At 66.2% G+C, this 21,640-nt stretch carries 20 protein-coding genes; 14 read left to right on the top strand and 6 right to left on the bottom strand.

Features of this window, described 5'->3' with window-relative positions:
- Positions 1 to 116 precede the first annotated feature (116 nt).
- Positions 117 to 1,142: a DNA polymerase III subunit delta gene (holA, locus tag AC5RT8_RS02985; RefSeq protein WP_494094206.1), complete on the top strand. Its 1,026-nt coding sequence runs from the start codon at positions 117 to 119 to the stop codon at positions 1,140 to 1,142.
- A gap of 165 nt (positions 1,143 to 1,307) precedes the next feature.
- On the opposite strand, the gene rpsT is transcribed toward holA, so the two are convergent.
- A complete protein-coding gene (rpsT, locus tag AC5RT8_RS02980; protein WP_146361896.1) occupies positions 1,308 to 1,568 on the bottom strand; it encodes a 30S ribosomal protein S20 in 261 nt (86 codons plus the stop codon).
- Positions 1,569 to 1,742: 174 nt separating this feature from the next.
- Positions 1,743 to 2,390: a type II toxin-antitoxin system PemK/MazF family toxin gene (locus AC5RT8_RS02975; protein WP_494094205.1), complete on the bottom strand. Its 648-nt coding sequence runs from the start codon at positions 2,388 to 2,390 to the stop codon at positions 1,743 to 1,745.
- 175 nt (positions 2,391 to 2,565) lie between these two features.
- Here AC5RT8_RS02975 and lepA point away from each other — a divergent pair, with 175 nt between their 5' ends.
- Both lepA and hemW read left to right on the top strand, forming a co-directional pair.
- Positions 2,566 to 4,419: a translation elongation factor 4 gene (lepA, locus tag AC5RT8_RS02970; protein WP_494094204.1), complete on the top strand. Its 1,854-nt coding sequence runs from the start codon at positions 2,566 to 2,568 to the stop codon at positions 4,417 to 4,419.
- The gene (gene hemW, locus AC5RT8_RS02965; protein ID WP_494094203.1) at positions 4,416 to 5,648 is read left to right on the top strand and encodes a radical SAM family heme chaperone HemW; all 1,233 of its coding nucleotides are present in this window, start codon (positions 4,416 to 4,418) and stop codon (positions 5,646 to 5,648) included. Before lepA ends, hemW begins: the two co-directional genes overlap by 4 nt.
- A 16-nt stretch (positions 5,649 to 5,664) precedes the next feature.
- Here hemW and AC5RT8_RS02960 read toward each other — a convergent pair whose 3' ends face one another.
- Together AC5RT8_RS02960 and AC5RT8_RS02955 are read right to left on the bottom strand one after the other, a co-directional pair.
- The gene (locus AC5RT8_RS02960) at positions 5,665 to 6,093 is read right to left on the bottom strand and encodes a DUF4870 domain-containing protein (RefSeq protein ID WP_494094202.1); all 429 of its coding nucleotides are present in this window, start codon (positions 6,091 to 6,093) and stop codon (positions 5,665 to 5,667) included.
- Positions 6,094 to 6,210: 117 nt separating this feature from the next.
- Entirely contained in the window at positions 6,211 to 7,059 is an 849-nt protein-coding gene (locus AC5RT8_RS02955; RefSeq protein ID WP_494094201.1) for a DUF3097 family protein, read from the bottom strand.
- Between the two features lie 159 nt (positions 7,060 to 7,218).
- Between AC5RT8_RS02955 and hrcA the strand changes: the two genes are divergently transcribed.
- From hrcA to AC5RT8_RS02940, 3 genes are all read left to right on the top strand, one after another.
- A complete protein-coding gene (gene hrcA / locus AC5RT8_RS02950; protein ID WP_494094200.1) occupies positions 7,219 to 8,232 on the top strand; it encodes a heat-inducible transcriptional repressor HrcA in 1,014 nt (337 codons plus the stop codon).
- Positions 8,233 to 8,337: 105 nt separating this feature from the next.
- Positions 8,338 to 9,477, top strand: coding sequence for a molecular chaperone DnaJ (dnaJ, locus tag AC5RT8_RS02945; protein WP_494094199.1), 1,140 nt, complete (start codon positions 8,338 to 8,340; stop codon positions 9,475 to 9,477).
- A 1-nt stretch (position 9,478) separates the two neighbouring features.
- Entirely contained in the window at positions 9,479 to 10,246 is a 768-nt protein-coding gene (locus AC5RT8_RS02940; protein WP_494094198.1) for a 16S rRNA (uracil(1498)-N(3))-methyltransferase, read from the top strand.
- A gap of 13 nt (positions 10,247 to 10,259) precedes the next feature.
- Here AC5RT8_RS02940 and AC5RT8_RS02935 read toward each other — a convergent pair whose 3' ends face one another.
- On the bottom strand, positions 10,260 to 11,231 hold the full coding sequence (locus AC5RT8_RS02935) for a GerMN domain-containing protein (protein WP_494094197.1): 972 nt from the start codon (positions 11,229 to 11,231) through the stop codon (positions 10,260 to 10,262).
- Positions 11,232 to 11,637: 406 nt separating this feature from the next.
- Between AC5RT8_RS02935 and AC5RT8_RS02930 the strand changes: the two genes are divergently transcribed.
- The 8 genes from AC5RT8_RS02930 to AC5RT8_RS02895 all read left to right on the top strand — a co-directional run bounded on the left by AC5RT8_RS02930 (position 11,638) and on the right by AC5RT8_RS02895 (position 20,590).
- A complete protein-coding gene (locus AC5RT8_RS02930) occupies positions 11,638 to 12,690 on the top strand; it encodes a PhoH family protein (RefSeq protein ID WP_494094529.1) in 1,053 nt (350 codons plus the stop codon).
- A complete protein-coding gene (gene ybeY / locus AC5RT8_RS02925) occupies positions 12,687 to 13,163 on the top strand; it encodes an rRNA maturation RNase YbeY (protein WP_494094196.1) in 477 nt (158 codons plus the stop codon). Before AC5RT8_RS02930 ends, ybeY begins: the two co-directional genes overlap by 4 nt.
- Positions 13,164 to 13,183: 20 nt before the next feature.
- Complete coding sequence (locus tag AC5RT8_RS02920; RefSeq protein ID WP_494094528.1) at positions 13,184 to 14,488, top strand: hemolysin family protein; 1,305 nt, start codon at positions 13,184 to 13,186, stop codon at positions 14,486 to 14,488.
- Complete coding sequence (gene era, locus AC5RT8_RS02915) at positions 14,481 to 15,410, top strand: GTPase Era (protein WP_494094195.1); 930 nt, start codon at positions 14,481 to 14,483, stop codon at positions 15,408 to 15,410. Before AC5RT8_RS02920 ends, era begins: the two co-directional genes overlap by 8 nt.
- 81 nt (positions 15,411 to 15,491) lie before the next feature.
- A complete protein-coding gene (locus tag AC5RT8_RS02910; RefSeq protein ID WP_494094194.1) occupies positions 15,492 to 17,000 on the top strand; it encodes an LCP family protein in 1,509 nt (502 codons plus the stop codon).
- Between the two features lie 176 nt (positions 17,001 to 17,176).
- On the top strand, positions 17,177 to 18,919 hold the full coding sequence (gene leuA / locus AC5RT8_RS02905; RefSeq protein ID WP_494094193.1) for a 2-isopropylmalate synthase: 1,743 nt from the start codon (positions 17,177 to 17,179) through the stop codon (positions 18,917 to 18,919).
- Positions 18,920 to 18,986: 67 nt separating this feature from the next.
- Positions 18,987 to 19,736, top strand: coding sequence for a DNA repair protein RecO (recO, locus tag AC5RT8_RS02900; RefSeq protein WP_494094192.1), 750 nt, complete (start codon positions 18,987 to 18,989; stop codon positions 19,734 to 19,736).
- 41 nt (positions 19,737 to 19,777) lie between these two features.
- On the top strand, positions 19,778 to 20,590 hold the full coding sequence (locus tag AC5RT8_RS02895) for an isoprenyl transferase (protein WP_494094191.1): 813 nt from the start codon (positions 19,778 to 19,780) through the stop codon (positions 20,588 to 20,590).
- On the opposite strand, the gene AC5RT8_RS02890 is transcribed toward AC5RT8_RS02895, so the two are convergent.
- Positions 20,574 to 21,632, bottom strand: coding sequence for an alpha/beta hydrolase (locus AC5RT8_RS02890; protein WP_494094190.1), 1,059 nt, complete (start codon positions 21,630 to 21,632; stop codon positions 20,574 to 20,576). The genes AC5RT8_RS02895 and AC5RT8_RS02890 overlap by 17 nt on opposite strands.
- Between the last annotated feature and the right edge of the window lie 8 nt (positions 21,633 to 21,640).

The raw sequence follows: 21,640 nt of genomic DNA, 5'->3' as shown, positions 1-21,640 counted from the left end.
GGGCGGGCATGGCAATCTTGGAGTAGGCCTGTCCGCCGTACGGACGGTCCCGTTCCGCCCAACCCGCAAGGCCCGTCCGCACCGGGTCGCCCGCACCACTTCCAGGAGAACCAGCTGTGAATCCGGCCGTTCCATCCAAGCGCAGCTCCGGCAGCAAAACCTCCTCCCGCACTGTGTCCTGGCGCGAGGTGGAGCCGGCACCGATCGTCCTGCTGACCGGACCCGAAGACTATCTGGCCTCGCGGGCGAGGGACCGGCTCCGTGCGACGCTGCGGGAAACCCAGCCCGACACCGAACTCGTGCAGTTCGACGCCGCCGCGTATGTATCCGGGGAACTTACCCTCCAGTCCAGCCCCTCCCTGTTCGGAGAAGCCAAACTCATTGAAGCCGTAAACCTCGCTTCCATGAACGAAGACTTCCTCACCGAAACCCTCGCCTATTTGAAGGACCCGTCCCCGGACGCAGTGCTGGTGCTGCATCACAGCGGCGGTAACCGGGGCAAGAAGCTGCTCGACGCGGTCAAGGCGGCAGGTGCCCCGGTGGTGGAGTGCCAGCCGTTCAAGAAGGACGCGGAGAAGCTGGAGTTCGTCACCTCGGAGTTCCGCTCCGCCCGGCGGCGGATAGACCCGGCAGCCGCACGGGCGCTGGTCAACGCCGTCGGGTCCCGCCTCTCGGAACTGGCCGCCGCCTGCCAGCAGCTGATCAGCGACTCCACCGGTGAGGTCACCGAGGAGCTGGTGGAACGCTACTACGGCGGGCGGGTGGAGGCGACGGCCTTCAAGGTGGCCGATGCTGCCCTTGCCGGCCGGGCTGCCCAGGCGCTCTCCATGCTGCGCCACGCCCTGGACACCGGGGTTGATCCGGTGCCACTGGTCGGCGCCCTGGCCATGAAGGTACGGGCAGTGGCCCGCGTGGCGAACCTGCGCGGATCGTCGGCCTCCATGGCCAAGGAGCTGGGCATGGCGCCGTGGCAGGTGGACCAGGCCCGGCGGGATGCCCAGCGGTTCACCTCGGAATCCCTGATCGAAGCCGTCCAGGCCCTTGCGGAAGCAGACGCACAGGTCAAGGGAGCCGGGCGGGACCCGGTGTACGCCGTGGAACGCGCCGTCACCGTTATCGCCCTGGCGGCGTCCGGCCGCTAGCAGCAACTGCTCGCCAAAACTACCCGTACCCGGCCGCGCCCGCGCCGGCACACAGCTGTACCGCTGCCCGCCGGAAGCGGCGGTGGGGCAGGGTGCCGGCGTTAAGCAAAGCGTGGCCGGTCCCGAAGGACCGGCCACGCTGAGTAAGTCTGTGGTGCTGGCTGCTTAGAGCGCGCTGACCTTCTTGGAGATGGCCGACTTGCGGTTGGCAGCGTTGTTCTTGTGGATTACGCCCTTGCTGACGGCCTTGTCCAGCTTGCGGCTGGCAGTCTTCAGCGCTTCGGCTGCTGCGTCCTTGTCGCTGGCCTTGACGGCGGCATCAACCTTGCTGATGACGGTCTTCAGCTCGGACTTCACCGAGTTGTTACGCTGACGCGCCTTCTCATTGGTGAGGATGCGCTTCTTCTGGGACTTAATATTGGCCACTTATAAACTCTCTTTGTATTGCGGACTTGGTCGGTGAGGGAATTTCAGTCCAGGCATTGACTGAGTGGCGTGGGGATACCGTTTGTGGCGCCTGAACCAAAGTGCCCGTCGACCTGCGCGGACACACAGCAATAAATGTTAGCAGAGTTTGGGCTCCCGCAGTGCAGCGGCAGTTCAGCGCGCCGGACGCATCACGGCCAGCCGCCGGGCAACTGTCTGGAACACGTTCTTATCCATGACCGCCCCTTCCCTGCGCACGCTGCCCGGATCCAGCTGCAGGACCCGGTCCAGGTTCACCTCGCTGGGACGTCCCTTGCTGTCCCAGGGGCCTGTGCCGACGTCAAGGTACCGAGGATCGGAGCCGTTGCGGTTGTTCCGGTCCCGGCTGGTCATCATCAGTCCCAGCAGCGACCCGCCGCTGCGGCCGATCAGCAGGACGGGACGGTCCTTGCCCTGGGCGGGGTCGTCCTCGTACGGCACCCAGGCCCACACCACCTCTCCGGGGTCGGGCTCGCCGTCGGGCTGCGGCGCATAGACGGGTGCGACCGGCCCCTCGTAGTCACCGGCGTAACCCTGCCGGCCGGCGGACGACGCCGCGGGACGGGTGGACGGGGCATGCGGGGGTACCGCCGGGGTACGCGGGGGAGCAGCGGCCGCCCGGGGCGAGGGCGACGGCGTCCGCCGCGCATCCGGTGTCCGGGGCCGCGCGGGGGCACCGGTCCTGCGGCTGCTGTCGGCGGGGCCGCCGGCGGAGGTACTCCCGCGCAGCAGGTTCAGGGCCGAGCGGGCAAAAGAAGCAAAGGCACGGGCATTAAAGGGCATGGCACTACGTTATGCTCCCGGCCGCAGAAGCCGGGGGTGCGTCCTGTTCCTGCGGCGGCAGCCAAACGTGGGAGACTGTTAACTCGACAGAACACCCACCAGACCGCCAGGACCAAGGACACCCGCGCACTGCGCCGCGTCCGGCTCGTCCCGGAACAGTAAAGGAACCGCCACAGTGTCACCCATGGCCCGCTTCTCGCCGGTGCCTGCCGCGACGGATCCGGCGATCATCAGAAACTTCTGCATCATCGCCCATATCGACCACGGCAAGTCCACCCTGGCCGACCGCATGCTCCAGTCCACCGGCGTGGTCGAGCATCGGAACATGAAGGCCCAGTACCTGGACCGGATGGATATCGAGCGTGAACGCGGCATCACCATCAAGTCCCAGGCCGTCCGCATGCCCTGGGAACTCGACGGACAGTCCTATGCGCTGAACATGATCGACACCCCCGGCCACGTGGACTTCACCTACGAGGTCTCGCGGTCCCTGGCCGCCTGCGAGGGCGCAATTCTCCTGGTCGACGCCGCCCAGGGGATCGAGGCGCAGACGCTGGCGAACCTGTACCTGGCGATGGAAAACGACCTGACCATCATCCCGGTACTGAACAAGATCGACCTCCCGGCAGCGCAGCCGGAGAAGTACGCCGAAGAGCTCGCCAACCTGATCGGCGGCGACCCCGAGGATGTGCTGAAGGTGTCCGGCAAGACCGGCGTCGGCGTCGAGGACCTGCTGGACAAGATTGTCCGCGACATTCCCGCTCCGGTGGGCAATCCCGACGCTCCGGCCCGCGCCATGATTTTCGACTCCGTCTACGACACCTACCGCGGCGTGGTCACCTACGTCCGGGTGGTGGACGGCGCGCTGTCGCCGCGCGAACGGATCCAGATGATGTCCACCCGGGCCAGCCATGAATTGCTGGAAATCGGCGTCAGCTCCCCGGAACCCACCCCGTCCAAGGGCCTGGGTGTCGGCGAGGTGGGTTACCTCATCACGGGCGTGAAGGATGTCCGGCTGTCCAAGGTGGGCGATACCGTCACCAACCAGGCCAAGCCGGCCTCCGAGTCGCTGCCCGGCTACGCCGATCCCAAACCCATGGTGTTCTCCGGGTTGTACCCGATCGACGGCGCCGACTACCCGGTGCTGCGGGATGCGCTGGAAAAGCTGATGCTCAATGACGCCGCGCTGGTGTACGAACCCGAAACATCCGCCGCGCTGGGCTTCGGCTTCCGCGTGGGCTTCCTGGGCCTGCTGCACCTGGAAATCACCCGTGAACGCCTCGAGCGTGAGTACAACCTGGACCTGATCTCCACGGCCCCCAACGTGGAGTACGAGGTGACGCTCGAGGACAAGAGCGTGGTCACGGTGACCAACCCCAGCGAATACCCCGAGGGCAAGATCAAAGAGGTCCGCGAGCCGATGGTCTCGGCCACGATCCTGGCACCGAGCGAATTCGTCGGCGCCATCATGGAGCTGTGCCAGTCCCGCCGCGGCGTCCTGGGCGGCATGGACTACCTCTCCGAGGACCGGGTGGAAATCCGGTACCGCCTGCCCCTGGCCGAGATCGTGTTCGACTTCTTTGACGTCCTCAAATCCAAGACCCGCGGCTATGCCTCGCTGGACTGGAAGGCCGACGGCGAACAGGTCGCCGACCTGGTCAAGGTGGACATCCTGCTCCAGGGCGAACAGGTGGATGCCTTCAGCTCGATTACCCACAAGGACAAGGCCTACTCCTACGGTGTGATGATGACCGGCAAGCTGCGCGAACTCATTCCGCGCCAGCAGTTCGAGGTCCCCATCCAGGCCGCCATCGGCTCGCGCATCATTGCCCGCGAATCCATCCGCGCCATCCGCAAGGACGTGCTTGCCAAGTGCTACGGCGGCGACATCAGCCGTAAGCGCAAGCTGCTCGAAAAGCAGAAGGAAGGCAAGAAGCGCATGAAGATGGTAGGCCGCGTGGAAGTTCCGCAGGAAGCCTTCGTAGCCGCGCTTTCCTCTGACGAATCCAAGGACAAATCCAAGAAGTGACACCCAGCGCCTTACCCCTCGGAGACCCGGCACCCGCCGACGGACTCCTGCCCGCACAGGCTGCGGACGGTGCAGCGGACCGGAATTTCGGACTGTACGTCCACATTCCGTTCTGCTCGGTCCGCTGCGGCTACTGCGATTTCAACACCTATACCGCCACTGAACTCGGCGGCGGTGCCTCGCAGGACGCGTACGGGGGAACGGCCGCCCGGGAAGTCGTGTTCGCAGCCGACGCCCTTCGGCGCTCGGGCCTGCCGGAACGCCGCATGGGCACGGTTTTCTTCGGCGGCGGCACTCCCACGCTGCTGCCGGCCGAGGACCTTGCGCTGATCCTGCGCACCGCCGTCGACCAGTGGGGCCTGGCTCCCGGTGCGGAAGTCACCACCGAAGCGAATCCGGATTCGGTCACCCCGGAGTCCCTGCAGCTGCTGGCCGACGCCGGCTTCACCCGCGTGTCTTTCGGCATGCAGTCCGCCGTCCCGCACGTGCTGGCGGTGCTGGACCGCACGCACACGCCGTCGCGCGTTCCGCAGGCCGTGCAGTGGGCGCGCGACGCCGGACTGCACGTCTCCGTAGACCTGATCTACGGGACGCCGGGCGAGTCCATGGCGGACTGGAAGCGTTCGCTGGAAGAAGCCCTGAGCTACGAACCGGACCATATCTCCGCGTACGCGCTCATCATCGAAGAAGGCACCAAGCTTGCCGCCCGGATGCGGCGCGGCGAAGTGCCGCCCATCGATGACGACGACCATGCGGATAAGTACGTGCTGGCGGACGAGATGATGAGCGCAGCCGGGCTGAACTGGTACGAGGTCAGCAACTGGGCCCGCACCCCGGAGGACCAGTGCCGGCACAACCTGGCTTACTGGCGCAGCGATGACTGGTGGGGCATCGGCCCGGGAGCCCACTCCCATGCCGGCGGGGTGCGCTGGTGGAACGCCAAGCATCCCACCGCCTACGCCCAGCGCATCGCCGCGGGGGAGTCACCCGCCGTCGGCCGGGAGACGCTCGACGCCGACACGCGCTACATGGAAGACATCATGCTGCGTACCCGCCTGGCCGAGGGCCTGGCCCTGGACCGGCTGCGCGAATCCGGGCGGCTGGCCGTTGCCGGACTGATGGCTGACGGGCTCGTGGATCCGCGGGCGGCGCTGACCGGAAAGGTCCTCCTCACGCCGAAGGGCAGGCTGTTGGCCGATGCCGTGGTCCGGCGGCTGCTGCCGGACTGACCTGTGTCCCGGCCGGCTACTTGATGCGGCGCAGGTTCAGCGGGTAGCGGTACGGGCGTCCGCGGTTGCATTCAATGCCCGCAATCACTGAGGACACCGTCACATAGACCCAGATCAGAGCATTAAGGACGGCGAAGAACCCGCCGACCTCGGGGATGAAGGACAGTGCCCAGACGATGAGGGCCACAATGCTGGGCGGAAGCGTGAAGTTCAGGGCTTCCTTGGATTCCTGGGCAGTGAAGGGACCCCGGTCGCGGAAGACCAGGTAAATGATCAGCGACGGTACAAAGGCAAGGATCCCGCCGAAGTGCGCCAAGGTTGCCCATTGCCGGTCCTCTGATGCCGTCAGCGGCAGCGCATTGGCCGGTGCGCCCTGGTAGACCGGACGCTGCGCTGCGCCTGAATCTTCCGGCCGGGTCTGGTGGTTCTGGCGTGTGTTGGACACGGCGTTAGTTCCTTTTTGTTCATGGTGACACAGGGTCGGTCCGCTACTACGTATTCCCTAAGCGTACTGGTTCAGGCACTTCCGTACGGAAATGCCACAGCCGGTGCGGTGTAGATCTCACCCGGGAACGGTCAGGAAATCGATGACTTCCTCCACCCGTCCGAGCAGCGACGGTTCCAGGTCCGCGTAACTGTTCACCTGTCCCAAGAGCTTCTTCCAGCCCATGGCGACGTCGGTATGGTCGCGGTGCGGCCAGCCCAGCCCCTGCAGGATGCCGGTCTTCCAGTCCAGGTGCCGGGGAACCACGGGCCAGGCGCTGCGCCCGATCACGGACGGCTTGATTGCCTGCCAGACATCGACGTACGGGTGCCCGACAATGAGGACATTGCCCGCTGCCCCGGGAGACGTCATTGCCTCCGCCGCGATCCGGGATTCCTTGGAGCCCGGCACCAGGTGGTCCACCAGGATCCCCAGCCGCCGCCCCGGGCCCGGCGCGAACTCCCGGACAGCGGAATAAAGATCGTCAACGCCGTGGAGGGGCTCGACGACGATTCCCTCCACGCGCAGGTCATCGCCCCACACTTTTTCCACCAGTTCGGCATCGTGCTTGCCCTCAACCCAGATCCTGCTGGCGCGGGCGGTGCGGGCGCGCTGGTTCGCCACCCGGACAGAGCCCGACGCAGTCCGGGCCGGGCCCGTCTTCGCCGCGGCCGCCGCTGCGGGGACCACTTCCACCGGCTCGCCCTCCAGCAGGAAGCCGAAACCGAGTTCGAAGGACTTCGTCTTGCCGCGGCGGTCCTCCAGCACCATTAGATGCAGCCCGCCGGATTTCTCCACGCGCACCACAGCGCCCACCCAGCCCGAGGCAACATCCTCCAGGACCAGGCCTGTGTCGGCACCGACTTTGCGCAGGGCCGTCCGGGCAGGGGCGGTGATGTCCTGCGGACCCCAGGAAAAGCTGGACACGAAGTTGCCTCACTAACGGTTCTGATCAGGTGGAAACCGCAGCGGGCCGCGGGTTCCTCAATGCTAGCAACGCTGCTGTTCCGTATTAGACTTAGCACTTGAACATTGTGAGTGCTAAACGTCCGGCGCTCAGCCCGCCGATCAACAGGGAGGGAAACCATGAGTGAGCCACGCCGACTCGAGGTCCTCCGCGCCATTGTTGAGGACTACGTCCATTCCCGTGAGCCCGTAGGATCCAAGGCGCTCGTGGAACGCCACCACCTGGGCGTTTCCTCAGCGACCATCCGCAACGACATGGCTGCCCTCGAGGAAGAAGGGCTCATTACGGCCCCGCATACCTCGGCCGGCCGCATCCCCACCGACAAAGGCTACCGCCTGTTCGTCGACCGTATTTCCGATGTGAAGCCGCTCTCGGCTCCGGAGCGCCGTGCCATCTCCTCCCTGCTGGAGGAAGCGGATGACCTCGACGACGTCATGGACCGCACGGTCCGGCTGCTGTCCCAGCTGACCAACCAGGTGGCCGTAGTGCAGTACCCGCACTTGGGCAATGCCAAGGTGCGGCACATTGAATTCGTACTGCTGGCGCCGGCGCAGGTGCTGGTGGTCCTGATTTCGACCACGGGACGGGTGGAACAGCGGGTCATTGCCGTACCCCATCCGGTCACGGAGCCCGACCTGATGGACCTGCGCCAGCACTTCCTGTCCGTGCTGGCGGGAACGCCCCTGAGCAGCATCACCGGCCAGCTGGCCAATGCCCTGGCTTCCCTGCCGGCGGAGCGCCGCCGCGTGGGCAGTGCGCTGGGCCACTGCCTGGAGCAGTTGGCCGGCATTAACCGCGAGGACCGCCTCGTCATGGCCGGCACCGCCAATCTGGCCCGCTCCACTGTAGACTTCCCGCTGACCATCGGTCCGATACTTGAAGCACTCGAGGAGCAGGTGGTGATGCTGCGGCTGCTGTCGGAAATGGAGCAGGATGCCCGCGGGGTTGCCGTTCGGATCGGACGGGAGAATCCGCACGGCGGCTTGTCCGAAGCGTCGGTGGTGGCGACGGGTTACGGTCCCGATGCCACGGCGAAGGTCGGCATTCTCGGTCCCACCCGGATGGACTATCCCACCACCATGGCAGCAGTACGGGCCGTGGCCAGGTACCTGTCCCGAATACTGAACAACTAGCCCGGTCCCCAGCAGCTGCGGACCGACCGCCGGGGCTCCCGGCGGAACTCCAAACTCCGCCTTCAAACTCTGAAGGCACGCAATACAGGAAAGCGATGTGCACGAGTGAGCGATCACTACCAGGTTCTGGGCGTCGGACGAGACGCCACCGGTGAAGAAATCAAGAAGGCGTACCGGAAGCTTGCCCGCAAGCTGCATCCCGACGTCAACAACGCTCCCGGTGCCTCCGACGAGTTCAAAGCGGTCACGCACGCCTACGAGGTGCTTTCCGATCCCGAAAAGCGGCGGATCTACGACACCACGGGCAATGAAAACGGTAACGACAACGGCTTCGGCGGCGGCGGCTTCGGCGCCCAGGGGTTCGGTTTCCAGGACATCTTCGACACCTTCTTCGGCGGCGCCGCGCCCGGCGGCGGACGCGGACCGGCATCACGCAGCCGCCGCGGCCAGGACGCGCTGATCAATGTCCGGATCGACCTCAAGGACGCCGTCTTCGGCACCAACAAGAAGATCGACGTCGACACCGCCGTCGTCTGCCCCACCTGCGACGGCTCCTGCTGCCAGCCGGGCACCTCGCCGCGTACCTGCGACATCTGCCACGGCACCGGCCAGGTGCAGCGGGCCGTCCGGTCCATCCTGGGCCAGGTCATGACCTCCGCACCCTGCGGAACCTGCAACGGCTTCGGCACCGTGATCCCCGATCCCTGCCACGAGTGCTCCGGAGAAGGCCGGGTCCGCAACCGCCGGACCCTGACCATCAAGGTCCCGGCCGGCGTCGCCACCGGCACCCGGATCCAGCTCGGCGGGCAGGGCGAAGCCGGTCTTGCCGGCGGACCTGCCGGCGATCTCTACGTTGAGATCCGGGTCAACAATGACCCGACGTTCCTGCGTGAGGGCGATGACCTGCACGCAACACTGACGGTACCCATGACTGCTGCCGCGCTCGGCACGACCGTAGCCTTGGAGACCTTCGACGGAGAACGGGAGATCACGGTCAAGCCGGGCACCCAGTCCGGCGAGGTATCCGTTCTGAACGGCCTCGGCGTCACCCACCTGCGCGGCCACGGCCGCGGCGACCTCCGGGTGCATCTGCATGTGGAAACGCCTCAGAAGCTGGACTCCGAGCAGGAAGAACTGCTCCGGCGGCTGGCAAAGTTGCGCGGCGAGGAATACAGCGAGGGACGCCTCAACAGCTCCGGCACAGGTGTGTTCGCCAAGCTTCGGGACCGTCTGGGCAACCTCTGAGATGACCAACCCGATTTTCTTCGGTGACCCGGCACGGGTGGCAGCGGCCGGCGCCGGAGACATTTTCCGCCTTGAGGGATCCGAGGCCCGGCACGCCGTCTCCGTCAAGCGCCTCGGCGTCGGCGAAAGCGTTGACGTGGTCGACGGCGCCGGGCGCCGGCTTACCGGAACGGTGACCGAAACCGGTGCCTCGGTCCTTGAGCTGCGGGTGGAGAACGTCCTGGAGGAACCGGCAGCGTCCGAACGGTTTGTCCTGGTGCAGGCGCTGGCCAAGGGGGACCGGGACGAGCAGGCGGTCGAGGCAGCTACGGAGCTGGGTGTGGATGCCGTCATCCCGTGGCAGTCCGACCGAAGCATTGTCCGCTGGCGTGCGGAGAAGGCGGCCAAGGGACAGGCAAAATGGCAGGCACTGACCCTTGCCGCAGCAAAGCAGTCCCGGCGCTCCCGCATCCCGGTGGTGGAACCGGCCCTGGACAGCCGCGCCCTTCCGGGGCGGCTGGCGGACCTGGACCTGGTCCTGGTCCTGCACGAGGAAGCCGACATGCCCCTGGCCGAGGCTGTGCGGGACCTCGACGGGCGCGGTCCGGGCGAGGCGGCCGCAACCGTTGCGGTGGTTGTAGGGCCCGAAGGCGGCATCAGTCCCGCCGAACTGGACGCCCTGCGCAGTACGGGGGCGGTGGCCGTGCGGCTGGGACCGCACGTCCTGCGTTCCTCGACTGCCGGACCCTCGGCGCTGGCGGTACTGAACCAGCTGCTCGGCCGCTGGTAGGAAGCGGCCCGGGCTATTGGTCCCGGGTCCGGGACGAATCGCTGACGGTGATGCGTTTGGAGTCTCCCGCCGCTTCCTGCCCGACGTAGTAGACCCGGAGATTGTATTCGCCGGGGGCGAGGGAGGCGGTGACTGTGAACTCACCGGTCCCGCCCGGGGCTTCACCCAGCTCCAGGGTGCCGGAGGCGGTGGCAACAGCGGACGGCCTGCCGTCCACTATGGGTTCGGCGCGCCAGTGCAGTTCTGCCGGCTGCGCCACCGCGGTGCCGCTGATCAGGACGTCGGTGCCTTTGACCTGCGACTCCTGCGGGTCAATCACCCAGATCGGGGCCACCAGTGCCGGATCCCGGCTGATCGGTTCCTCCAGCGGAACGTGGCCGAAGGCAGTGTAACCTTCCTTGCCGTCCACGAGGATCATCACGCTGCTTTGCTGCCCCACGCTGGTCAAACCCGCGTTGGCAGCTGCGGCGGTGGCGGTGTACACCAGCTGCTGCACCGCCCGGTAGGCCATCCCTGCATCGAGGGATCCCTTGAACGCGTCCGAGGAAATGTCCACCGTGATGACGTTCTTACTGGAAATCGACGCCGTCACGCTCCGTGCCGAGTGCCACGGGGTGAAGTAGTCCTGGTCCAGCGGGCTGCCCGCGGTCATGGCGAGCACTGCTTCCCCGATGGGGTCGCCGGTGTTCTCCGAGGTAAGGAATTCCCGGTACAGGCTCACGGTTGAGTTGTTCAGTCCCAGCCAGTACACGGGCATGAGGGTCCCGACCGGACTCTCCTCCGCCGGCGGGGAAATGGTCATGGGGGCCGCCCCGGCAGTCCCGGCGCTCTGGAAGGACGAAGGCATGGTGATGGTGGGATTCTCGGCGACAACGCCGCATCCGCCCATGGCCAGCGCGGCCGCAGCCAGCAGTGATACGGCGGGGACGCTGCGCCGCCGGAGCCCGCGGGGGCAGGACGGACCGTGGTTGGTTCCGGTGTCCATCTATCCTCCTGGGGCCGAATGCGAAAAGGTACGCCATCAACCTTTACACACGGTTTCGGGCCCTTCGGTGCTCAGGGAGGGGTTCCGCCCGGACTGAAACACGATTGAGACATCACCGTTGCTGGCCCGAGATAAAACCGAAGCTGCTCCGCCCCCTGCGGAGTCCATCAAGTAAGATTTACGTAGCGGACAGGCGTGCCGGGACCCGCGCAGGATCGCAGCCGGGCACCGCTGCCGAAACTGCGCCGCCGGAACTACGGGAAATATTCGCCTGTATGCGGGCGTTGACGTAGCGGAACGGTGCCGGTACCTCCACCAGGCGATAACCACCCGGCTTGACCAGAAAACAGACTCTCTAAGGGGCGATGAAAGGCCTGAAAAGGCCGTCTATATGACCGAATCTTCAATGGAAATCGGCACCATACGGCTGGATAACCAGACAATAGTCTTTGACTCCACGGAACACATGGTCCAGTCGCTGGGGGCCAATGACGAGGCGCTCAGGATCATTGAGACGGCAAATCCCGAGGTAAGCCTGATGGTGCGCGGAAACGAACTGTCCGTTTCCGGTCCGGCTGCGGAAGTGGAGCAGACCGTACGCCTGGTCAATGAGGTGCGCGTGCTGGCACGCAATTCCACCCGGGTGACACCGCAGGTCCTCGAACAGCTGATCAGCATGCTCAAGGACCAGAGCACGCACCGCCCGGCCGACGTCCTGACCCAGAACATCCTTTCCACGCGTGGTAAGACCATCCGGCCCAAGACCCTGAACCAGAAGAACTACGTCGACGCGATCGACCGCAACACGGTGGTCTTCGGCATCGGGCCCGCCGGTACCGGCAAGACGTACCTGGCCATGGCAAAGGCGGTCCAGGCGCTTCAGCAGAAGGAAGTCAACCGGATCATCCTCACCCGTCCCGCCGTCGAAGCGGGGGAGCGGCTGGGGTTCCTTCCCGGCACGCTGAGCGACAAGATCGATCCGTACCTGCGTCCGCTCTATGACGCCCTCCACGACATGATGGATCCCGAGTCGATTCCGCGCCTGATGGCTGCGGGCACCATCGAGGTGGCCCCGCTGGCCTACATGCGCGGCCGGACCCTCAATGACGCGTTCATCATCCTCGACGAGGCCCAGAACACCACGCCCGAACAGATGAAAATGTTCCTGACCCGCCTCGGCTTCGGCTCGAAGATGGTTGTCACCGGCGACGTCACCCAGGTGGACCTCCCGGGCGGCACCGCATCCGGCCTGCGCATTGTCCACGACATCCTGGGCGGGATCGACGACGTCGCGTTCTCCGAACTGCAGGCCGTGGACGTAGTGCGGCACCGCCTGGTCAGTGACATTGTCACCGCCTACAGCGAATGGGACGAAACCCGCCGAAGCAGCGCAGCACGGACAGAAAGTCGAAACGGAAACCGCTCCACGGGCGGGCACAGCAGGGAGTCCCGCTCATGAGCGTCGAAGTAAACAACGAATCCAGCGCACCGGCTGTCGACGAAGAGGAACTGGCCCGCCTGGGCCGGTACCTGCTGGACAGCCTTTACGTACACCCCGAGGCAGACCTGTCCATCATCCTCGTGGATGAGGATGCCATAGAGAAACTGCACATCGAGTGGATGGACCTGCCCGGTCCCACGGATGTGCTGTCCTTTCCCATGGACGAACTGCGCCCCGGCACCGCGGGAAGCATCACCCCGGCCGGGGTGCTCGGCGACATTGTGCTCTGCCCGCAGGTAGCCGCCCGCCAGGCCCGGGATGCCGGACACAGTACGGATGAGGAGCTGCTGCTCCTGACCACCCACGGCGTCCTGCACCTGCTGGGCTACGACCATGCCGAGCCGGAAGAGGAGAAGGAAATGTTCGGACTCCAGCGCCGCCTTCTTTCCGCCTACCTGGGTAAACAGGCACCCAAGGAGACCCGAAGTTGAGTATTGGCGTCCTCATCGTCATGGCCATGGCTTTCATGGTCCTGGCGGGCCTGCTGACCGCAGCGGAGTCCGCCTACGGATACCTGCCCCGGCAGGATGCCGAGGCGCTGCTGCATGGAAAGGCAGGGGCTCCGCTGCGCCGGATCCTGGCGCACCCGGTGGCACACATGCACGCGCTGCGTTTTTGGCGGGTGTGGTTCGAAATGGCCATGGCCGTGTCCGTGGCAACCCTGTTCCAGCTGCTGCTGGACAACATCTGGCTGGCAGGCCTGCTCGCAACGATCACCATGGCCGCTGTCGGCTTTGTCCTCGTGGGAGTCTCCCCGCGGCAGATCGGGCGTAAGCACGTCACCGCCGTCGTTGTCCTCACGGCCGGACTGGTGAGCGTCCTGCGGACGGTCCTGGGGCCGATCCCGGGCTGGCTCGTGCGGCTGGGCAGCGCAGTTGCCCCCGGCACCCAGGGGCCCGACGCCGCGTTCTTTACCGAGGAGGAATTCCGGGAACTGCTGGACCGGGCCTCCGATGCGGACATGATCGAGGACACCGAGGCGGAACTGATCCACTCCGTCTTTGAACTCGGGGACACGAAGGTCCGTTCCGTCATGGTCCCGCGGACGGACATGGTGTGCATCGAAGCCGGCAGCACGCTGCGCCAGGCCATGTCGCTTTTCCTCCGCTCCGGCTATTCCCGCGTCCCGGTGATCGAGGACAGCGCCGACCACCTGGTGGGGATCCTCTACCTCAAGGACGTTGCCGCGCAGATGCACAGCGACCCGGAACGCGCGTCCGTGCAGAAGGTCGAGGACTACGCCCGCAGCGTCCGCTACGTGCCCGAGTCCAAGGCCGTGAGCGAGCTGCTGCAGGAGCTGCAGCGCGAGTCCACCCATGTGGCCATCGTCATTGACGAATACGGCGGAACGGCCGGATTGGTTACGCTGGAGGACCTGATCGAGGAAATCGTCGGCGAAATCGTGGACGAGTACGATTCGGAACGGCCGGAGATCGAAGGACTCGGAGACGGCCGCTACCGGGTCAGCTCCAAGACCGGCATCGACGACCTGGGCGAGCTGTTCGACGTCGAACTCGAGGACGATGAAGTGGACACGGTGGGCGGCCTCCTGGCCAAGGCCCTGGGCCGGGTTCCCATCGTCGGTAGTGAAGTAGTGGTCGAAGGCATCGCCCTGCACGCCGAACGGCTCGAAGGCCGGCGCAACCGCGTATCGCACGTGCTGGCCTGGAAGACAGAAGACGAAGAAACCAGCGACGAGGGCCGGACCCCGGCCCCGCGCACCCGCTCTACAGAATTGGTACCCCGTAATGACTGAACCGCAGTTCCGCGCCGGATTCGTTTCCCTGGTGGGCCGGCCCAACGCCGGAAAGTCCACCCTCACCAATGCGCTGGTCGGTTCCAAGGTGGCTATCACTTCCGCCAAGCCGCAGACGACCCGCCACACCATCCGCGGCATTGTCCACCGCGAGGACTCCCAGTTGATCCTGGTCGACACCCCGGGCCTGCACCGGCCGCGCACCCTCCTGGGGCAGAGGCTGAACGACCTCGTCGCCGACACCCTGGCCGAGGTGGACGCCATTGGCTTCTGCCTTCCGGCGAACGAAGCCGTCGGCCCCGGTGACCGCTACATCGCAGCACAGCTCGCCGCCCTGAAGCGGACCCCGGTCATCGCCCTGGTCACGAAAACCGACCTGGTGGACCGTGCCGCGCTGGCGAAGCAGCTGATGTCCGTCACCGCGCTGGGCAATGAAGTGATGGGTCCGGAGGGCTGGGCCGACGTCGTTCCGGTATCGGCTGCAGACGGATTCCAGGTGGACACCGTGGCGGATGTCCTGGTCAGCCACATGCCGGCGTCGCCGCCCCTTTACCCGGACGGCGAACTGACCGACGAGCCGGAAGCCGTGATGGTTGCCGAACTGGTCCGGGAAGCGGCCCTGGAGGGCGTCCGCGACGAACTGCCCCACTCCCTGGCCGTAGTGGTGGAAGAAATCGTGCCCCGCGAGGGACGCAGCGACGATAATCCGCTCCTGGACGTCCGGGTCAACCTCTACGTGGAGCGTTCCTCGCAGAAGGCCATTATCATTGGCCGCGGCGGTTCCCGGCTGCGCGACGTCGGAACCACCGCCCGGCGCGGCATCGAGGCGCTGCTGGGCACCAAGGTGTACCTTGACCTGCACGTGAAGATCGCAAAGGACTGGCAGCGCGATCCGAAGCAGCTCGTCAAGCTCGGGTTCTAGTCGTTCGGGGCCTGCCCCGATGCTTGCCCGTAGACTGTGAAACATTCGTTTGTGCTTTTTGATTCGTGAAGGGGACCGGCCATGTCATCTCGCCGTGCCGCAACGGGCGGCGGCCCCTTGGGAAAACCGACTACCGGTCCGGGCTCAGCCGAGCCCGGCGGAAGGCACCTCTCCAGCGGGGCTTCCTCCGGCCACCCGCTGCTTAAGGGCATCGCCGCGGCCCTGGCCCTGGTGCTCGTGGGGGGAGTGGTCTTCGGCGCCGTACAGCTGCTGCGCCTGAGGGGAAACTTCGACACCCAGCCCCTGAACCTCGGGTCGGAGGACACCCCCGTGGAGCAGGTGGACGCGAACACGGACCCGATGCAGATCCTGGTCCTGGGCACGGACCAGCGCGACGGCCAGAACTCGAACAATTCCGACGTGATGATGCTGGTGAATCTCTCCGCGGACCGCTCAAACGTCACCGTGACCAGTTTTCCCCGCGACCTCCTGGTGCCGCTGCCCGCGTGCGAGGATCCCTCCACCGGAACCGTCTATGACGCGATGGACCTGGGCCAGCTCAACGGCGCGCTGGGCAACGGCGGACCCGGCTGCACCGTTGCGGCTATCAACAACGTCACCGGCCTGTCCATCGACCACTTCATGATGGCCGACTTTGACGCGGTGAAGGAACTCTCCAATACGCTCGGCGGCGTGGAGGTCTGCGTCAACCAGCCCGTGGATGACCCGCTGTCCGGCCTGAACCTGCCGGCCGGGGTCAGCAGTGTCCAGGGCGACCAGGCCCTCGCGTTCCTGCGGACCCGGCATGGTTTCGGCAACGGCGGCGACGAAGGGCGCATCCGCGCCCAGCAAAGCTTCCTCGCATCGATGGTCCGCAAGGTCAAAGACGAAGGAACGCTGAACAACCTGCCCAAGCTCTATTCGATTGCCGAGACCGTCACGAAGAACCTGACGGTGGACGAAGAACTGACGAACATCCCCGACCTGGTTTCCCTTGCCACGCGCCTGAAGGACGTGGACCTGGGCAATGTCGCTTTTGTCACCGTTCCGGTGATGCCTTACGAATACGACCCCAACCGGCTGGTACTGGACGAGGAAAGGGCCCGCCCGCTCTTTGATGCGCTGGTTGCCGACCAGGGGATTACGGCGGGCGAAACCCCGTCTCCGGAGGCCTCCGCTCCGGAATCCTCCGCCGCCCCGGAGGAGCCTGCCGCTCCCGCCGTCGACCCCGCCGGTGTTCCGGTGACGCTGGTGAACGCTTCGGGCACCGCCGGCCGTGACGCCAAGGTGCTGGAGTACCTGAAGTCCAAGGGCTTCAGCCAGGCCCTTGCCGGCGGAAACGCTCCGGCCGAGAGCCCGGCAACGCAGATCTTCTACGGCTACGGCTACGAAGAGATGGCGCAGGAAGTGGCCCGGACGCTGAACATCCCGGACGTGCAGGTTGTCCTCAGCGCTGCCGCCACCGGGGTTTCCGTGGCCATCGGCGCCGACTTCTCCAGCGGTTCCACCATGGGCGACCTGGGTGACCTGGGCGACCTCGACGGACAGACCGCGGCCCAGGTTACGTGCCAATCGGCATTTGGGAACTAGCTCTTCCTGCACCTGTGCTGGCGCATGTTAGTCTGATCACGTGCACGCAGAGATCCTTCTCCTTAGCTGCCGCGGCGAGGCCACACAAGCACCTGCTTAGGCCGCCCCTCGCTGCGGAGTTTGTGTTGCCCGGCCACCATTTCTGAGGAACGACGAGAAAAGGCCACACCAACACCATGCGCAATGCACAGCAGCCCTCGGGTATGCCGATCTCCAAGTACGTCCCCTTCCACGAGCAGATCGCCGTGGACCTCCCGGACCGGACCTGGCCCGACAAGGTCCTCACCAAGGCTCCGCGCTGGTGCGCCGTCGACCTGCGGGACGGCAACCAGGCACTGATCGACCCCATGACCCCCGAACGCAAACACAAGATGTTCGACCTGCTGGTCAAAATGGGATTCAAGGAAATCGAAGTCGGTTTCCCGTCCGCTTCCCAGCTGGACTTCGACTTCGTCCGCCAGCTGATCGAGGGGGACCGGATCCCCGACGATGTCACCATCCAGGTCCTCACCCAGTCCCGCGAACACCTGATTGAGCGCACCTACGAATCCCTCGAGGGTGCTGACCGGGCAATTGTCCACCTCTACAACTCAACCTCGATACTGCAGCGGCGGGTCGTGTTCAACTCCGACCGGGACGGCATCGTGGACATAGCCCTTTCCGGCGCCCGCCTGTGCAGGAAGTACGAGGAGCAGCTGCGCGGCGTCGATGTTACGTACGAGTACTCGCCCGAGTCCTACACCGGCACGGAACTGGATTTCGCCCTGCGGATCTCCGACGCCGTCGCTGAGGTGCTGGAGGCCTCCCCGGACCGGCAGATGATCCTGAACCTTCCCGCAACGGTGGAAATGACCACCCCGAACGTCTACGCGGATTCCATCGAGTGGATGCACCGCAACATTGCCAACCGCGAGTCGGTCATTCTCTCGCTGCATCCGCACAATGACCGGGGCACCGGCGTGGCCGCGGCGGAGCTGGGGTACCTGGCCGGCGCCGACCGGATCGAGGGCTGCCTGTTCGGCAACGGCGAACGGACCGGCAACGTGGACCTGGTGACCCTGGGCATGAACCTGTTCAGCCACGGGATCGACCCGCAGCTGGACTTCTCCGACATGGACGAGATCCGCCGCACCGTGGAGTACTGCAACCAGCTTCCCGTGCCCGAACGCTCGCCCTACGGCGGCGACCTGGTCTTCACCGCCTTCTCCGGGTCCCACCAGGACGCCATCAAGAAGGGCTTCGAGGCCATGGAGAAGGACGCTGCCGCCGCGGGCAGCACGGTGGATGAGCTGCAGTGGGGTGTCCCGTACCTGCCGATCGACCCCAAGGACATCGGCCGCAGCTACGAAGCAGTCATCCGGGTCAATTCCCAGTCCGGCAAGGGCGGTGTGGCCTACCTGCTCAAGAACGAGCACAACCTGGACCTGCCCCGCCGTGCGCAGATTGAGTTCTCCGGGGTGATCCAGCGGCGCACCGATACCGGCGGCGGCGAGATCACCGGAGCGGAACTCTGGAAGGTGTTCCAGGACGAATACCTGCCGTCCACGCCGGAGTCCGACGGCGCCGCCTGGGGACACTATGAACTCACGTCCGTGAACGCCGACACCGCTGCCGACGGCCGCTTCAATCTGACTGCAACCCTGGCCACGGGCGGCGTGAAGCACCGCCGGACGGCCAGCGGGACCGGCCCGATAGCGGCACTGCTGACCATCCTGGAGCAGGACGGCATCGATGTCCGGCTGCTGGACTACACCGAACACGCACTGTCGGCCAGCGGCAACGCGCATGCGGCCGCGTACGTTGAACTGGCAGTGGGGGAGCGGGTGCTGTGGGGCGTGGGCATAGATCCCAACACCACCATGTCCGCCTTGAAGGCCGTGATTTCCGCCGTGAACCGGGCCATCCGGGACCAGTCGTAGCGGCCTCCGGGGCGCGCCGGAGGGCAACGGTCCGCCCGGCGCCCCCGGACGTGGGAAAATAGCTTTCGTGGCCAAATCCTTTGCCTCCCGCACCTACCGGGATGACGCGGTGGTCCTGCGCACCCATAAACTGGGCGAAGCGGACCGCATCCTGGTGCTGCTGACCCGCGAGCACGGGCAGGTGCGCGCCGTTGCCAAGGGCGTGCGGCGTACGTCGAGCAAGTTCGGTGCGAGGCTGGAACCGTTCATGGTGGCCGAGCTCCTGCTCTCCCACGGCCGCAACCTGGACATCGTGACCCAGGCCCAGACCAAGGGGGCCTACGGACACGGCATTGCCTCCGACTATGCGCGCTATACCGCCGCGGCTGCCATTGCCGAAACCGCGGAGCGCCTGACCGACGTTGACGGTGAATCCTCGAAAGCCCACTACCAGCTGGTGATCGGCGCGTTTGCCGCGCTCAGCCGGGGCCTCCACGCTCCCGAACTGATTCTGGATTCCTACCTGCTGCGCGCGCTGGCCACGGCCGGGTGGGCGCCGAGTTTCACTGACTGTGCCCGCTGCGGTGCTCCGGGGCCGCACACCGCGTTCTCCGCGGCGCTGGGCGGTGCGGTCTGTCCGGTCTGCCGGCCGCCGGGCTCGGCGTCGCCGTCACCGGAGACCATGACGCTGCTGGCCGCGCTGCTTACCGGCGACTGGGCCACCGCGGACGAGTCCGGCCCGCAGCCGCGCCATGAGTCCGCAGGCCTGGTGGCCGGATATCTTCAGTGGCACCTGGAACGGGTGCTGCGGTCCCTTCAACATGTGGAGCGTGTCTGACCTTGCGTTCGAAAACCCCGACGGCCCGGCAGGCAGGGCCCATGAGCCTGCCCGAACCACATCCCTCCGGTGCGGTTCCGCCGCAGGTTCCGACTGAACTGGTGCCGGCCCACGTGGCGATCGTGATGGACGGCAACGGCCGCTGGGCGAACCAGCGCGGCCTGCCCCGGACCGAAGGCCACCGCGCCGGTGAGGCGGCCCTGCTGGACGTGATGGCCGGCGCCATTGAGATGGGCATCCGCCACGTGTCCGTGTATGCGTTTTCCACCGAAAACTGGAAGCGTTCCCCGGAGGAAGTCCGCTTCCTGATGGGTTTCAGCCGGGACGTCCTGCGCCGGCAGCGTGACCAGCTCAACGAGTGGGGTGTGCGGATCCGCTGGTCCGGCCGCCGCCCGCGGCTGTGGCAGAGCGTGGTGCGGGAACTGGAAATCGCCGAAGAGCAGACCCGTGGCAACACGGTGTGCACGTTGAACATGTGCGTCAACTACGGCGGCCGGGCCGAAATTGCCGACGCCGTTGCGGCCATCGCCGCCGACGTGCAGAAGGGCAGGCTGCGGCCGGGATCGATTTCCGAGAAGACCATCCAGAAGTACCTGGACGAACCGGACCTGCCCGACGTCGACTTGTTCCTGCGCACTTCGGGAGAGCAGAGGTTCTCCAACTTCATGCTCTGGCAGTCCGCGTATGCCGAAATGGTCTTCATGGACACCCTGTGGCCGGACGTGGACCGGCGAACCCTGTGGGAAGCGGTGGAAATCTACGCCCGCCGGGACCGCAGGTACGGCGGCGCCGTGGACAAGGCGGCGGGCCCTGCCGCGGACGCGGCTCCGGCCGAATCTAGCGCGGGAGCATAAAGGCCCCGGCCCACCGCCGGATTCCCGCATAGACCCGGGAGCGGACGGGCAGCGCGGAGAGCAGGGTGTCATGCAGGGCGCCGTCGAACCGGTACACGGTCACTTCCGGGCCGAGCAGGACACCGCGCTGGACCATCAGGTTCACGTCCAGCACGCTGTCCGTGCTGAGCATCAGCGGGTTCCAGGTCGGGGAGATGGTGGAGGCAGCGGAGGCCAGCAGCAGTACGGGGACGCGGATATCGAGTCCGCGGGCAACCCGTGCATGACCGCCCAGCACCGCCTTGAGCCAGCCGGCGCGGACGGGGAAGCTGAACGGCGGGCGCCACTGCGGATCCAGGTCCCATTCACCGTCCATCGTGGAGCTGATGCTGCGGTAGTAGAAACCGAATTCCGGGATTTTCAGCCGCGTCTTGGGCCGCCGCCGGGCCACCGGTTCAACCAGCCCATTGGTGGCGAACCGAAGCATGGAACTGCCGCTGAGTTCAAGCCAGGGGCTGTTGAGGATCAATGCCTGCAGCCGGCCCGGGAAACGGTCGGCCCAGAGCGCCGCGACCAGTCCGCCGGTTGAATGCGCCATCAGGGTGGTGCGCATGCCGGCGTCGTACCGTTCCCGGATGTCCTCCTCCATGGCCGCCAGCGCCGCCCCGATATCGGCGTCGTACTCCGCGAGGTCCGTGACAAAGCCCTCCGACTGGCCCGGGCGCAGGCTCCGGCCGTACTTGCGCAGGTCCAGGGCATAGAACGCAACACCCTGCGCCGCCCAGAACCGGGCGAGGTCTGCCTGGAAGAAGTAGTCGCTCCATCCGTGCAGGTACAGCACCGCGTCCACTGCGTCCTGCGCGGGGACCGGCGGTGCGGGTGGGAGGTAGGAAACCAGCGTGGCCACGACCGGGCCTTCCTCGTCGGCCCCGAGGTCCAGGGTCAGGCAGCGGAACCCGTCGCCGAGAATGTCTGGTTTCCAGGACGGGTGTTCGCGGCGCATGGTGTCGACAATAGCGGACCGGGCGCTCAACTTACCGCCGGGGGTTTGGCGTGCGTGCACGCGTCTGC

It is taken from the genome of Arthrobacter sp. Ms25 (assembly GCF_059090365.1).
The sequence above is the reverse complement of the archived record's forward strand: the minus strand, read 5'-3'. Positions and strand labels throughout refer to the sequence as shown.

Excerpts from the sequence above, each read along its gene's own strand:
- AC5RT8_RS02975 (WP_494094205.1), bottom strand. The coding sequence starts at position 2,390 with ATGCCCTTTAATGCCCGTGCCTTTGCTTCTTTTGCCCGCTCGGCCCTG.
- hrcA (WP_494094200.1), top strand. The coding sequence starts at position 7,219 with ATGAGTGAGCCACGCCGACTCGAGGTCCTCCGCGCCATTGTTGAGGAC.
- AC5RT8_RS02940 (WP_494094198.1), top strand. The coding sequence starts at position 9,479 with ATGACCAACCCGATTTTCTTCGGTGACCCGGCACGGGTGGCAGCGGCC.
- AC5RT8_RS02935 (WP_494094197.1), bottom strand. The coding sequence starts at position 11,231 with ATGGACACCGGAACCAACCACGGTCCGTCCTGCCCCCGCGGGCTCCGG.
- AC5RT8_RS02930 (WP_494094529.1), top strand. The coding sequence starts at position 11,638 with ATGGAAATCGGCACCATACGGCTGGATAACCAGACAATAGTCTTTGAC.
- ybeY (WP_494094196.1), top strand. The coding sequence starts at position 12,687 with ATGAGCGTCGAAGTAAACAACGAATCCAGCGCACCGGCTGTCGACGAA.
- AC5RT8_RS02920 (WP_494094528.1), top strand. The coding sequence starts at position 13,184 with ATGGCCATGGCTTTCATGGTCCTGGCGGGCCTGCTGACCGCAGCGGAG.
- era (WP_494094195.1), top strand. The coding sequence starts at position 14,481 with ATGACTGAACCGCAGTTCCGCGCCGGATTCGTTTCCCTGGTGGGCCGG.
- AC5RT8_RS02910 (WP_494094194.1), top strand. The coding sequence starts at position 15,492 with ATGTCATCTCGCCGTGCCGCAACGGGCGGCGGCCCCTTGGGAAAACCG.
- leuA (WP_494094193.1), top strand. The coding sequence starts at position 17,177 with ATGCGCAATGCACAGCAGCCCTCGGGTATGCCGATCTCCAAGTACGTC.
- AC5RT8_RS02895 (WP_494094191.1), top strand. The coding sequence starts at position 19,778 with ATGAGCCTGCCCGAACCACATCCCTCCGGTGCGGTTCCGCCGCAGGTT.